This is a genomic window from Shewanella cutis, from assembly GCF_022410515.1.
GTDB lineage: Bacteria > Pseudomonadota > Gammaproteobacteria > Enterobacterales > Shewanellaceae > Shewanella > Shewanella cutis.
Map to the genome: position 1 here is coordinate 1 of NZ_JACSDI010000021.1, position 13,669 is coordinate 13,669.

The following is a 13,669-nucleotide window of genomic DNA, read 5'->3' on the forward strand; positions in this document are numbered from 1 at the left end:
TGTCGTTGAGCAAATACCATGGTTCGCCCTTAAATATGGTCTGCATTCAATAACCAAGCAATGATATTAGTCTTTCAATATTTAATGATCTTCTATCCCAAAACGGGACACGTATCTTATTTCAAACCTACAGATTACGCCGATGCTAAACAGGTGAGACGTGGACGGACTTGAACAACATCCCTATTCAACGGTCAGTTCGCCATCCATAGCTCTCGTTCATAAGCTCAGAAACCCTAGGTTTCTATTCACCGTGTTGGCGAGCAAATGCCATGGTTCATCCATCAATCGGCTCCAGCTTTTAAATGTCTTACCAATAAGTCATTTGGTGGCACAAACCTTCCCTCTTTACCCTACAAACTCCCAAATACAAAAAAGCGGTAGCGCTTTATGCCCTACCGCTTTTTACAACGCATAATCACAGAATCGAGAATTACAATCTGCGCGCTTCTATCACGCTATCGACTTGGGAGAGCTTAGATAACACCCGCGATAAGCCATCGAGGTTGTATAGCTCTAATTCCAGCTCGATGGCTGCCGTCTGATTCTTAATATCCGATGAGGAGCTCATGGCGAGCACATTGGATTTTTCGGCGGCAAGTACCGAGGTGAGATCCCGCAATAAGCCGCTGCGGTCATGGGCTAAGACGCGCAAGCGCATACGATAACCACCAGAGTAATTTTCGCCCCAAACCACATCGACGCCACGTTCTGGGTGAACGCGCATTAACTCTTTCACCTGCTCACAGTCGGAGCGATGTACCGAAATACCTCGCCCTTTGGTGATAAAGCCTAAAATTTCATCCCCTGGCACGGGCTGGCAGCAACGGGCGATATGACTGAGTAAGTTACCCACGCCATTCACTTCCACCTGCCCACGGCTGTTGGTGCCAGATTTAGGTTGGCTCTTCTTAACTAATTCTTCAACCGCATCTTCTTCACTGGCTTCATCGAGGCGCAACTTACTTTGGATATGGTTAACAACCTGATGTAAACGAACATCACCGCCACCGATTGCCGCAAGCAAGTCGTCCATACTCGCCATATTAAAGCGCTCAACGGCAATGGCGGCATCTTTGATTTTAAGGCTGACTCGCGCCAGCTCGGCTTCGAGCATTTCTTTACCGGCGATAATATTTTTATCGCGGTCTTGCTGCTTAAACCAATGCTGAATTTTCGAGCGCGCCCGCGAGGTGCGGATATAGCCTAAGTTTGGATTGAGCCAATCGCGCTTAGGATTGGGGTGCTTCGAGGTAATGATCTCGATGCGCTCGCCCGTTTCAACCTGATAAGTAAAGGGCACAATGCGGCCATCAACCTTAGCACCAATACACTTATGACCGACCTGCGAGTGAATATAGTAAGCAAAGTCGAGCACGGTTGAACCGAGCGGCAAGTCGACCACTTCACCGCTTGGGGTAAAGACATAGACTCGGTCTTCAAACACTTGGCTGCGGACTTCTTCGACCAAGTTGCCGCTTTCGACCACGTCTTCCTGCCATTGCAGAATTTTACGCAGCCAATTGATTTTTTCTTCGTAACCGCTTTGTTTGCCGGAGTGATTGCCCTCTTTGTATTTCCAGTGCGCGGCAACCCCAAGTTCGGCATCTTCATGCATATCTTGGGTACGAATTTGAATTTCAACGGTCTTGCCCTCAGGGCCTACAACAACGGTATGAATCGATTGATAACCGTTAGGTTTAGGATTGGCCACGTAGTCGTCGAACTCGCGTGGAATATGGTGCCAAAGTGTGTGCACCACCCCTAAGGCGCCGTAGCAGTCCTGCAAACGCTCGGTGACAATTCGTACCGCACGCACGTCAAACAACTCATCAAACTTGAGGTGTTTGCCCTTCATCTTGCGCCAGATGCTGTAAATATGTTTTGGACGACCATACACCTTAGCGCGGATATGATCCTCATCGAGGCGTTGTTGCAACTGTTCAACAAATTTTTCGATAAAGACTTCGCGATCTAAACGTTTTCCGTCTAGCTGTTTCGCGATCTCTTTGTAAGTATCTGGGTGCAGATAACGGAAGGAAATATCTTCTAATTCCCACTTTAACTGACCAATCCCCAAACGGTTAGCGAGCGGCGCATAGATATCGGCGATTTCGCGGGCCAGCAAGACGCGGGTTTCTTCGTCGGCATTTTTTACGGCGCGCAGCAAACAAACACGCTCGGCCAGTTTTATCACCACGGCGCGCACGTCTTCGACCATCGCCAGCAACATGCGGCGGATATTGTCGATTTGCGGCTCGGTTGAGCGGCTATTGGGATTGATTTTTAACGCGCCAATGGCATTCATGGTCACCACACTGGCGACTAAACGCGCGAGTGGCTCACCAAACTTTTCTTTGATCGCTTCTTCGTTTAATAAGCCAGCATCAAACACCACAAACAGGATAGCTGCTTGCAGTGTTTCTATGTCCATATTCAGTGGCGCGAGGATTTCAATCATCTCGCGGGCATGCTCAAGCAGTTCTCTTTTCGCGGCAGGACTCTTAGCGGGTAAGGCGTCCACCTGCGCAATCAGTGTGAGTAAGGTTTGCGCCTCATCGACATGACTAACATAACGAGCCACCCACTCTTCAAGATGAAAATCGGGATCATTAAAGTGCGCTTCGCGAACAGAGACCATCTTAATTTATTTCCTTATTCGTGCTCAAAGAAAAGTGGCACCACCTCGGCACTCCTATCTTCAGCATTGGCACGGACTTGTCAAACCCAACGAGACTAAACTTCACATTTTTTACGTTATTCAAACGCTTTGCTTACTTTACACTCGGATAAAGCGCACAAATTTGGCTGCTAAGTTTGAATACGTAGTACGAAGGACTCTGCTGCGCAATTTACTATGTCCTTCTTAAGGCTTATTTTGCCAACTCAAACAATGCCATCGCTTCGATATGATGTGTCTGTGGGAACATATCGATTAAGCCTAACTTTTGTAACTTGTAACCTCGTTCAAGTAATACCGCACTGTCGCGGGCCAAACTTGCCGGATTACAGGACACATACACCACTTGACGTGGTTTCATCTTTTTAAGCCATTGCAAGCTCTCAAAGGCACCAGCGCGGGCTGGATCGAGTAGCAATTTATCAATCTTGCCCATCCAAGGCTCTGAGGATAAATCGGCACTTAAGTCGCCATGGTAAAAGGTTAAATGACTTAAGCCATTTGCCGCCGCGTTTTCACGGGCTTGGCTGACCATTTCAGGCACCCCTTCAACCCCAATCACATCGGCGCCCATTCTGGCTAAGGGTAAACTGAAGTTGCCCATGCCACAGAAAAGGTCAAGAATGCGTTCACCCGGCTGCGGCGCTAACCAGTCTAACGCCTGTGCTACCATCGCCTTGTTAATTTGCCCGTTGACTTGCACAAAGTTACCAGGGGTAAACGTTAAGCTCACTGGCTGTACATCAGTTTTATCATCGAGTAATTGGTAAACAGGCAATAACAGCTTGCCATTCACACCATGGAACTCGCCTTCATTATCTTGCAAACAAATATGGATTTGGTGTTGCTCGGCAAACTGCGCAAGCTTTGCCATATCCTTATCGTTTAAGCTTTTAGTGATCCGAATCACCGCAAAATGGCCATTGTCGGCTGCAATTAGTTCTAAATGCCCTAAGCTTGATTTGGCCGCGAGTTGATTCAGCAACTTAGCAAAAGGGGCGATTAAATCTGATAAAGGTTTAGCCAAGACTAAACACTCAGTAATCGGCACCACGTGATTGCTACTCGATGCGCGAAAACCTAGGCTCAAGTGCTTGGTGTTTTTATCAAATAAGGTTGCAAGACGGGCGCGGCGACGATAATGCCAACCTTCGCCACTTAATGCGGGAGCTAAAGAACCTTCAGCGCCGGCAAATTTTGCCATAATATCCACCAGAGCCGCCGACTTATGCTCGCGCTGCGCCGTTAATGACATATGCTGTAAATCACAGCCACCACAAGTGTGGTAATGGGGACATAAGGGCAAAACCCGCTCAGTGCTTGGCGTCTCGACCTTAATTAACTTGGCTCGGGCATAGTTTTTCTTTTGTTCGGTCAGCTGCGCTTGCACGGTTTCACTGGGCAACGCGCCAGGGATAAAGACGATTTTCCCTTGATGATGTGCTATACCTGCTCCGAGATGATCGAGCTGCTGCACGCTGAAGGATTGCTTCGCGGACAACTGTTTGGAACTATTTGGTTTTGCTTTAAAAAATTGTGCCATTTCGGCCTCTAAATCAATAAAAAACTGGTAAAGACCGCCCTTTTTCTGGCAGTCTTATAACATTCTCATTGTCCCCTAGAACTTAGGAAACTTCGCTGCGGCTATGAACCCTGTCAACAACATGACCAAATACAGCTTACGTTCCTGGGTTCTGGTGCTAGCGCTTGCGCCGACGATCTTAGTCGGTATTCTGCTGGGCAGCTACTTTACCATAAATCGCTTCTATGAACTCGAAGATACGCTGATTGAACAGGGCAGCAATATTATCGAGCCCTTAGCAATTGCCAGCGAAGTGGGACTGGTTGGCAATGACAGAGAAGCGACTAAGAGACTCCTTGCCGCCGCCCAACTCAATAAATCCACGCTGGTTAAATCCATTGCCATTTTTGACATTCATAATCAACTCTTTGTCACATCGCATTACCACAAAGATTTCGAAATCATGCGCTACAAAGAAGCGCTAACCAATCTGCACAAAACCGAAATAGAACATGTAGGCGACAGTCTTATTCTACGCACACCTATCTTTGCAACTGCAACGCCTACGGGTAAAGAGCCGGCAAATTTTGATATCCAAACAGATAATGGCGAGCTGCTTGGCTATATTTCGGTAATTATCAATAAAGAACGCGCCTTGCTCGAACAACACAGAGCCGCTGTGGCCGCCTTTATTATCGTGTTGATTGGGGTGCAATTAAACCTGTTATTTACCTTTCGTCTGGTTAAAAACGTCACCCAACCCATTACCGAAATGGTGCGAGTCGTCGCTAAAATTCGTGAGGGTAAACTGGATGCTCGGCTTCAAGGAAATCTGATTGGTGAGCTGGATCTGCTTAAACGCGGTATTAACGCCATGGCAGGCTCGTTATCGGAATATCACGATGAGATGCAACAAAATATCGACCAGGCGACCTCTGATTTGCGGGAAACCTTAGAGCAAATCGAGATCCAAAACGTTGAGCTCGATTTAGCGAAAAAACGCGCGTTAGAGGCCAGCCGGATTAAGTCTGAGTTTTTGGCGAATATGTCCCACGAGCTGCGCACACCACTTAATGGCGTGATTGGTTTTGCGCGCCAGCTAGTAAAAACCCCATTGCACTCTAGCCAAGTGGATTACATTAATACCATCGAGCGTAGTGCCACTAATCTGCTAGCCATTATCAACGATATTCTCGACTTCTCTAAACTCGAAGCCGGTAAAATGGTGCTAGAAAGCATGCCATTTGGTTTAAGGGAAACCCTAGGTGAAACCATTACCTTAATCTCCGGTAGCGCACAGGCCAAGGGGCTTGAGTTAGTTGTCGATATCGCGCCGAATGTCCCCGACAATGTCAATGGCGATTCGATGCGTGTTTGTCAAATTATCAATAACTTAGTTGGTAACGCTATCAAGTTTACTGACTCAGGCAGCGTACTGGTTAAATTAGAATTACAAGCCCAAACCGATGAGCAGGTTGTGCTGCGCTGTGATGTTATCGATACCGGGATTGGGATTGATGAAAGCCAGCAGGACTTCCTGTTCCAAGCCTTTGGTCAAGCAGACTCCTCGATTTCTCGTCGCTTTGGCGGAACAGGGCTTGGGTTGGTGATCACTAAGCGGCTCGTCAATCAAATGGGTGGCCAAATAGGCTTTACCTCGTCAGTGGATAAAGGCTCTAACTTCTGGTTTACCCTGCCGTTAGGTCTTGGTCAGTTCCAAATTGGTGATTCGTTACCTCTTGAAAAACTTAAAGATAAAACCGTGCTGTTTTATGAGCCCAGAGTGCTCACCCATTCGGTGATTAGTCGTCAGTTAAAGCAATGGGATACAAAAGTAACCCACCATCAACACATTCCGAGCTTGTTGACTACGCTCTCAACCACTGAGCATCAGTTCGATTATGTGTTATTGAGTTGCCATGGGTTTAACAATACAAACCATTTGGTCAGCACCTTAATTCAAGCCAAAGCTAAAACGGATTGTTTGATTGTGCTGTTCGACTGCCAAGAACAAGATATGTTAAGCCAATTTATTCGCCCCAATGCTGACGTGGTGTTATCACTGCCCGTAAGCGAGCACCAACTGGCGCGTAATATGCTCTACCCACCGATGGAATATGACCTATTACCGCCCGCAAGCATTACAGTACCGGCAGCCCGCCAATCGCTTACCGTATTAGCAGTGGATGATAACTTCGCCAATTTAAAGCTTATAGATACCTTACTCAATGAATTAGTCACTACGGTTATCGCCGTCAATAGCGGTGAAGAAGCGGTAAAACAAGCGAAGAGCCGCACTTTTGATCTTATCTTTATGGATATTCAAATGCCGGGCACCGATGGCATCAGTGCCACCAAGCAAATTCGCCAAGGGTCGATGAACCGCAATACGCCGATTATAGCCGTGACCGCCCATGCGATTGCCGAGGAGCGCGAGCTAATTTTAGGTAGTGGCATGGATGGTTATTTGCCAAAACCTATAGATGAAGCTGCCCTTAAAGCGGAGATTAACCGATGGATCACGCGGCCTAAATTCACTCACTTTGATTTACATACCCTCAACTGGGACCTATGCCTGACCCAAGCTAACCATAAGTCAGACCTAGCGTTAGAGATGCTACGTATGCTGCTCGATTCTCTGCCTCAAACTGTGTCTGCCATAGAAGCGGCATTGAGTCAGAACGATCAAGTAACGATGCTCAGCACCATCCACAAACTCCATGGCGCAAGTTGCTATTGCGGGGTACCTACCACCCAGCGTTTATGCCAAGAGATTGAATCTGCATTAAAACGTGAGGCCCGTGTTGAAGATCTCGAACCGGAAATACTAGAGTTACTTGATGAGCTAACTAAGGTAGAATCTGCAGCAAAACAAGTGCTATCACAGCTATCAGCGGAAATAACAGATGACCAAAAAAACGGGCTTCTTTAAGCGTTTAAAAGCGCTAGAACTACCACAGAAAAAACTCTTTGCCATTGCCCTTTGCCAACGAATGTTACCCAACTATCAATTGTTTTCAGAGGTTTGCGAGTTTGGAGATCCTGCGGTACTAAGCACTGTGCTCGAGCTTCTTTGGCAATCCCAGTACGATAATAAGCTGAAGTTCAATATTGATGTGCATTTACAGCGCTTAGAGGACAACACCCCAGAACCCGCCGATTTTGATACCTACGGTGTTTATCCAGCGATGGATGCCGTGGTTGCCCTCTCGACGTTACTTGGGGCGATTCAAACCAATCTAGAGGAAGATATCACCAATATCAGCAAGTTATCCTCAAGCACTGTAGCAAACTACATTGAAACCATTAGCGATGTGGATTTAACCGATGACGCCTTAGATGACTATGTCTTCGCCCATGAAGTAATGGAAGAAGAAAGAGCACTGCAAAATACGCTGCTCGAAATCATCGAAGAAAATCCCAAAATTACCGCCGAATTAGTTAAAGGTTTGCGTAAAGATATTATCGAAGCGGGCGTATCGAATATCGGTATCAGCGTCGCGTAAACATCAAACCCAAACAAGCTGAAGATCTAGGATTCATATTTTCAGTTGCCTTGAGCATCTCGCCTATGTTACCTAAAGTCATTTACGGTTTAGGTAACATGATACGGCAGATTTAAATCACGGGAGGATTGGGGTAAATTAACACCCCATTCAATATGAAAAAACTCGTTTATCAAGGATTTATCTTAACAAACAGCGAAGGCCGTACCGATACTTGGAAACTCACCATCGGCGAGCAAAACCGTATTGGTTCTTTGTTTGAGCTGCGCCGTTTAGTCAATTATTACCTTGAACTCGGCATTGTGCCCGCCACCCGTGCTAGCCTGCAAGATGCAAAGCAAACGCAAAACTCCATGAGCAAAAATACCCTTAAACCCCGTAAACGCGAATCTTAAGCCATTGAAAAAAGTTCGGGCGCCTTAGACTGCATAAACTCGATAAACACCCTCACCTTCAGCGGTTGCTGACTACGCTGGTGATAAAGAATCGAAATCCTACGTTGTTCGCCAATCCACTCTGGTAAGAGCACTTTTAAACGCCCCTCTTTAATTTGTTGTTTTACAAATAATTCTGGCCCATAGAGAATGCCGCCATGATCTAAAGTCGCCTGAATCGCGCCATGGAGATCCGTGAGCGTGAGTTTTGTTGGGCCATTAAAATAGAAAGACTCGCCATTAGGATGCTTTAAATGCCAATTAAACAGCGGCCAAACTTTGATCAGCTGATGATTTTCAAGATCATCGGGATGGGTTAATTCAGGAGCGTGGGCTAAATATTCCGGTGTCGCAAAGAGTCGATAATCAAGCTCACCTAAAGTGCTCGACACCCACGAGGAGTCAGGTTGCGCACCGCCTACAATCGCGACATCAATCCCTTTATCAATTAAATCCACTAACTCATTGCTTTGGGAAATGTGTAAGCGGATATCGGGATATAAACGGCCAAACTCGTTTAATGCGCGAATAAAAATAATTGAAATAATCGAAATCGGCGCCGCAATCCGCAATGTGCCTTCGGGTTTATCGCTGCCTATGCCACTGAGTTCATCGAACTGCGCAATCACGCTTTGATAACGCTGAAATAACGCTAGACCTTCCTCGGTTAACCTCAACTTGCGGGTACTTCGCATAAACAACTGCTTATCGAGTTTTTCTTCAAGCTTTGCCAGCTTACGACTCACTGTAGCGATAGGCATATCAAGATCTTTAGCAGCTTGGGAAAAACTCCCCGCATTGACTAAATGCACAAACAGGTAAATTAACTGTAGCTCGCCGCCAACATCATCCGCCATCTTCAATCCCAATCGTTTAGCGTGAGTACCATTCATCGATATAAGGCACTAACTCATTGTGTTTTAAACGTAGAATTATTCATTTCTACGACCATAGCGCAATAGCCTCGAAGGCTAATCCTATGCTATTTTGCCCATAAATTTACTGTGCTAGCACCGATTATTGTCAATTCGCTGAGATAGTCGCTGGGACGCTCTTGCTCAGCATGAATAAGATTAAGCGTCAGTAAGCTTGTATTACAGGATAAGAAACACAAAAGGATGAGTGAGGGATATGACCATTTTAACCCCTCTGTTTGCCGTCTTCGGGATCATGCTACTGGGCACACTTGTGCAAAAACTGCGTTTTCTCCCAGTAGAAACCGACCAAGTGCTTAATCAATATGTTTACTATATTGCGTTTCCTGCCGTTCTCTTGATTGCTCTGGCACAGCAACCGATTGAGGAAATTCTGCAATGGCGGTTTATCGCGGGCTACAGTGCCGCCATGCTGGTGATTTATATCATTTGTATTGGTATATCCTTTGTCGCCAACCCTAAGCAACACGCTATTGCGGCAGTTCGCGCCCTCAATGCCACTTTTGGCAATACCGCATTTATTGGTATCCCGCTGTTGATCATTTTGTTTCCTGAGCAGCAAAGTGCTTTAGTGGCCGCCGCCATCGCCAGTTTACTGTCCGTGCTTATGTTTGCCGTTGCATTAGTTTCGCTTGAGCTCACTACCAATACGCAAAGAAAACATCATGCCCTAGTGATTATGTGTTTAGCCGTCACTAAAAACCCCATCGTTATCGGCTGCTTTATCGGCATGAGTATCTCGGCGCTTGGGATCACACTGCCGTCTGGCCTGGCATTAATGATCCAACAAATAGGTAATACCTCAAGCCCCTGCGCCCTATTTGCCGTGGGCATGGTATTAGCTAAAGCCATGCGTTACCAAAAAGATAGTAAGTTATTCAGCCTGACAAATTTTGTCGAACTGTGCCTTATCAACCTCTTTAAATTAATCCTACAACCCGCATTGGTTTTCTTCATGCTTAAAAGCATTGGCGTTACAGGAGATTACTTAGTAATGGGCGTTATCCTCAGTGCCTTACCTACGGCGGCCAGTGTCTATTTACTTGCTCAGCGCTATAACACCCAAGCCTCAACCAGTGCGCAGGGGATATTATTTGGCACTATTGTGACTTTTTTCAGCTTGCCCATTTTAGAACAACTTGTTAAAACCTATTCATAAACAAGCTATTAGACTTTAGCTTGTCGCAATATGTCGATTATTCACCGAAAGTCACTTTACTGTATATAAAATCAGTATATACTGTTTATCAATACAGTGATTTGGTAAGTTTTTCGACAGGAACTCACTATGCTTTGCCAACTCAGCATCAATAATTTCGCTATCGTCCGTTTTCTCGAACTGGATTTTCGCCCCGGTATGACCAGCATTACCGGCGAAACTGGCGCTGGTAAATCCATCGCCATCGACGCCTTAGGCCTGTGCCTAGGCAATCGCGCCGATGCCAGCAGCGTACGTCCTGGCGCGAGTAAAACCGAAGTCAGTGCCCGATTTTCGCTGCACGATGTTCCCCTTGCTAAACGTTGGCTCGAGGATAACGATCTCGAACTTGATGATGAGTGTATTCTGCGTCGAACCATTGGTAGCGATGGCCGCTCACGCGCCTATATCAATGGCAACCCCGTACCGTTAACTCAACTCAAATTACTCGGGCAATTACTTGTGGGGATCCATGGTCAGCACGCCCACCACGCCATGCTGAAGAGTGAACATCAACTCACCTTGCTCGACAGCTATGCTAACCATAGACTACTGATTGATACCGTCACGGCCAGTTATCAACGCTGCAAACAAATCGAAGCCGAACTCAAGCAATTAGAAGCCTCACAGCATGAACGTATTGCCCGTAAACAGCTGGTGCAATATCAAGTTGAAGAGTTAGATGAATTCGACCTCAAGGTCGGTGAATTTGAAGAAATTGAGCAAGAGCATAAACGCCTCGCCAATGGCACTGAACTGGTGGATAGCTGCCAAGCCAGCCTATATTTACTCACTGACGGAGAAGAGAGCAATATTGAGTCACTGCTTAACAAGGTAGTAAGCCTTGCCGAAAACCTGCAAAGCTACGACCCTGCATTGACCAATGTCAGCACAATGTTGAATGAAGCACTCATTCAAGTGCAAGAGAGTGCGGGAGAATTACAGCATTACCTGAGTAAACTCGAACTCGATCCAGCGCATTTTGCCTATCTAGAGGAAAGACTCTCAAAGGCCATGCAACTGGCACGTAAGCACCATGTTAGCCCTGACAAATTAGCCGAGCATCATTTAGCACTCAAAGCGGAACTCACGACGCTCGATGACGATGAAACAAAGCTAGAAGAAATCCAACTCCAAGTTGAAGCAAGTAAAACTGCATACTTAGCGAACGCACAAAAACTGAGCCTGAGTCGCGCCCGCTATGCAAAAGAGCTGGATAAACTGGTGACGCAATCCATCCACGAGCTGAATATGCCCAAGGGTAAGTTCACCATTGAAGTGAATTTTAATCCCGATATCATGTCTGTAAATGGTAGCGATAACATCGAATTTATGGTCACAACCAACCCAGGACAGCCTTTACAACCGATTTCACGGGTCGCCTCTGGCGGTGAATTGTCCCGTATCGGTTTAGGCATCCAAGTGATTACCGCGAAAAAGGTTGCAACACCTACCCTTATTTTTGATGAAGTGGATGTCGGAATTTCAGGCCCGACCGCTGCTGTGGTTGGCAGAATGCTGCGTAGCTTAGGGGAATCGACTCAAGTGCTTTGTGTAACCCATTTACCTCAAGTTGCAGGTAATGGTCATCAACATATGTTTGTGAATAAATTCAACAAGGCTGGCAGTACGGAAACCACAATGACGCCTTTAGATAAGGAGCAACGTATCCAAGAATTAGCCAGACTTCTCGGTGGCGATACAATTACCTCTAACACTCTCGCCAATGCACGAGAACTATTACAGTAAGAGCACTATTACAGTAAGCCACAGCAAAGAGAATAACGCGTGATAGCCAATGCCTTATCGACAACAGATAAGGCATTGGCATTTATAAGGTAACGAACTTCTGGCTCGGTTAACTAAGATGAATAACCTAAAGATATTATTGGCTAATAACGACAATCACTTGCAGACAAATAAGTGCAAAAAAACCAGCTAACACATCGTCGATCATAATGCCAAAACCACCTTCAACTTTGGCATCAAGCCATCGAATCGGCCAAGGTTTTAGGATGTCGAATAGCCGAAACAGCACAAAACCGACAGCGAGCCACAGAATACCGGCGGGGGCGGCAATCATAGTGATCAATAAACCTGCAACTTCATCCCATACAATCGCACCATGGTCATGTACCCCCATGTCCTTAGCGGCCTTATCACAGATATAAATCCCTGCAATCACGCACACTAAGGTCACGGCTAAATACCAACTCAAGGGCAATTGCGCCAACAACAAATAGAGCGGAACGGCCGCCAAAGTGCCAAAGGTGCCGGGCGCCTTAGCTGCTAAACCACTGCCAAAACCTAATGCTAAAAAATGGATCGGATTTTTAAGGGACAGGCGCGACAGCGCCTGATCTTGGGATAACAACTTCATTAAAAATGCTCAAAACCATGGTACGGTGGCGTAAATAGCTCACCATTAAGTTGCAACTTAAGCTTACTGCCCGCACAGATTTGCCCAACACGAACAAACTTAGTACCTGCATGGCTGAGGGCAGTTTCTAACGCACCTTTTTGCGCCTCTGGCACAGTAAAAAGCAGCTCATAATCCTCGCCACCCGTGAGTGCGTAACCTAAAGCATGCTCTTCACTCACGGTGTCTTGCATCGCACGCGATAAAGGAATAGCGCCAACATCAACCACCGCACCGACCTTCGATGCTTTGAGGATATGCCCAATATCCGAGATAAAACCATCGGATAGATCGATGGCGCTGGATGCCAAAGAGCGCAATGATTGCCCAGCTAATACTCTCGGTGTCGGACGATAATGGCGATTAATTAAGAACTCTTTATGCTCTGCTCGCGCATGCTGCACGCCGCGGATCAAGTCCAGCCCTAACGCAGAATCACCAAGCGTCCCCGTCACATAGATCCAGTCGCCAGCTTTAGCACCATGACGAGTCAATGCTTTACCTTGCGGCACTTGTCCATGCACTGTGATATTAATCGCTCTGGGACCACGGGTTGTGTCACCACCAATTAAGGCAATACCGTAATAATCTGCCGCTTCAAACAGGCCTTCACTAAAACCACTTAGCCATGTCTCGTTAACCTCTGGCAAAGTGAGTGCAAGCGTCATCCACGCAGGCTCAGCCCCCATTGCCGCTAAATCAGAAAGATTTACCGCTAAGGCTTTGTAACCTAAGGCTTGAGGTGGAATATCAGGGAAGAAGTGAACATTTTCGACTAAGGTATCGCAGGAAATTGCGATCGACTTGTTTTCGGCGGGCTGCACAAGGGCGCAATCGTCACCAATACTTAATTTAACATCACGGCGCGTTGGGCCGCGGTGATTGAAATAACATTCAATAAGTTGGAATTCTTTCACTGTACAGTTTGGCGCGACTCACATCGGCCACCTTTGTTAGCAATGAAAAACGGTATCC

Annotated in this window: 10 protein-coding genes; 5 read left to right on the forward strand and 5 right to left on the reverse strand. The window is 46.5% G+C overall.

What is annotated here, in order from left to right:
- Positions 1 to 433 precede the first annotated feature (433 nt).
- Complete coding sequence (gene relA, locus H9J30_RS18480; RefSeq protein WP_240132351.1) at positions 434 to 2,641, reverse strand: GTP diphosphokinase; 2,208 nt, start codon at positions 2,639 to 2,641, stop codon at positions 434 to 436.
- A 232-nt stretch (positions 2,642 to 2,873) separates the two neighbouring features.
- Positions 2,874 to 4,223: a 23S rRNA (uracil(1939)-C(5))-methyltransferase RlmD gene (gene rlmD / locus H9J30_RS18485; RefSeq protein WP_240132352.1), complete on the reverse strand. Its 1,350-nt coding sequence runs from the start codon at positions 4,221 to 4,223 to the stop codon at positions 2,874 to 2,876.
- 103 nt (positions 4,224 to 4,326) lie between these two features.
- Between rlmD and barA the strand changes: the two genes are divergently transcribed.
- The 3 genes from barA (at position 4,327) to H9J30_RS18500 (ending at position 8,103) form a co-directional block, all read left to right on the forward strand.
- The gene (gene barA / locus H9J30_RS18490; protein ID WP_240132353.1) at positions 4,327 to 7,134 is read left to right on the forward strand and encodes a two-component sensor histidine kinase BarA; all 2,808 of its coding nucleotides are present in this window, start codon (positions 4,327 to 4,329) and stop codon (positions 7,132 to 7,134) included.
- Positions 7,109 to 7,708, forward strand: coding sequence for a YjaG family protein (locus tag H9J30_RS18495; RefSeq protein WP_240132354.1), 600 nt, complete (start codon positions 7,109 to 7,111; stop codon positions 7,706 to 7,708). The genes barA and H9J30_RS18495 overlap by 26 nt, the downstream gene beginning before the upstream one ends.
- Before the next feature lie 155 nt (positions 7,709 to 7,863).
- On the forward strand, positions 7,864 to 8,103 hold the full coding sequence (locus H9J30_RS18500) for a DUF3319 domain-containing protein (protein ID WP_240132355.1): 240 nt from the start codon (positions 7,864 to 7,866) through the stop codon (positions 8,101 to 8,103).
- Here H9J30_RS18500 and lldR read toward each other — a convergent pair.
- Complete coding sequence (gene lldR / locus H9J30_RS18505) at positions 8,100 to 8,999, reverse strand: LysR family transcriptional regulator LldR (protein WP_240132356.1); 900 nt, start codon at positions 8,997 to 8,999, stop codon at positions 8,100 to 8,102. The genes H9J30_RS18500 and lldR overlap by 4 nt on opposite strands.
- Positions 9,000 to 9,273: 274 nt before the next feature.
- Here lldR and H9J30_RS18510 point away from each other — a divergent pair, with 274 nt between their 5' ends.
- Positions 9,274 to 10,236 carry an AEC family transporter gene (locus H9J30_RS18510; protein ID WP_240132357.1) on the forward strand — a complete coding sequence of 321 codons (963 nt, stop codon included), beginning with the start codon at positions 9,274 to 9,276 and terminating at the stop codon, positions 10,234 to 10,236.
- 129 nt (positions 10,237 to 10,365) lie between these two features.
- Positions 10,366 to 12,024 (forward strand): DNA repair protein RecN, encoded by a 1,659-nt coding sequence (gene recN, locus H9J30_RS18515; protein WP_240132358.1) that lies wholly within the window; start codon positions 10,366 to 10,368, stop codon positions 12,022 to 12,024.
- A gap of 136 nt (positions 12,025 to 12,160) precedes the next feature.
- Here recN and H9J30_RS18520 read toward each other — a convergent pair whose 3' ends face one another.
- The gene (locus H9J30_RS18520; protein ID WP_240132359.1) at positions 12,161 to 12,655 is read right to left on the reverse strand and encodes a phosphatidylglycerophosphatase A family protein; all 495 of its coding nucleotides are present in this window, start codon (positions 12,653 to 12,655) and stop codon (positions 12,161 to 12,163) included.
- Complete coding sequence (gene thiL / locus H9J30_RS18525; RefSeq protein WP_037426252.1) at positions 12,655 to 13,611, reverse strand: thiamine-phosphate kinase; 957 nt, start codon at positions 13,609 to 13,611, stop codon at positions 12,655 to 12,657. The genes H9J30_RS18520 and thiL overlap by 1 nt, the downstream gene beginning before the upstream one ends.
- Positions 13,612 to 13,669 lie beyond the last annotated feature (58 nt).

Excerpts from the sequence above, each read along its gene's own strand:
- relA (WP_240132351.1), bottom strand. The coding sequence starts at position 2,641 with ATGGTCTCTGTTCGCGAAGCGCACTTTAATGATCCCGATTTTCATCTT.
- lldR (WP_240132356.1), bottom strand. The coding sequence starts at position 8,999 with ATGGCGGATGATGTTGGCGGCGAGCTACAGTTAATTTACCTGTTTGTG.
- recN (WP_240132358.1), top strand. The coding sequence starts at position 10,366 with ATGCTTTGCCAACTCAGCATCAATAATTTCGCTATCGTCCGTTTTCTC.
- H9J30_RS18495 (WP_240132354.1), top strand. The coding sequence starts at position 7,109 with ATGACCAAAAAAACGGGCTTCTTTAAGCGTTTAAAAGCGCTAGAACTA.
- H9J30_RS18510 (WP_240132357.1), top strand. The coding sequence starts at position 9,274 with ATGACCATTTTAACCCCTCTGTTTGCCGTCTTCGGGATCATGCTACTG.
- H9J30_RS18500 (WP_240132355.1), top strand. The coding sequence starts at position 7,864 with ATGAAAAAACTCGTTTATCAAGGATTTATCTTAACAAACAGCGAAGGC.
- rlmD (WP_240132352.1), bottom strand. The coding sequence starts at position 4,223 with ATGGCACAATTTTTTAAAGCAAAACCAAATAGTTCCAAACAGTTGTCC.
- barA (WP_240132353.1), top strand. The coding sequence starts at position 4,327 with ATGAACCCTGTCAACAACATGACCAAATACAGCTTACGTTCCTGGGTT.
- H9J30_RS18520 (WP_240132359.1), bottom strand. The coding sequence starts at position 12,655 with ATGAAGTTGTTATCCCAAGATCAGGCGCTGTCGCGCCTGTCCCTTAAA.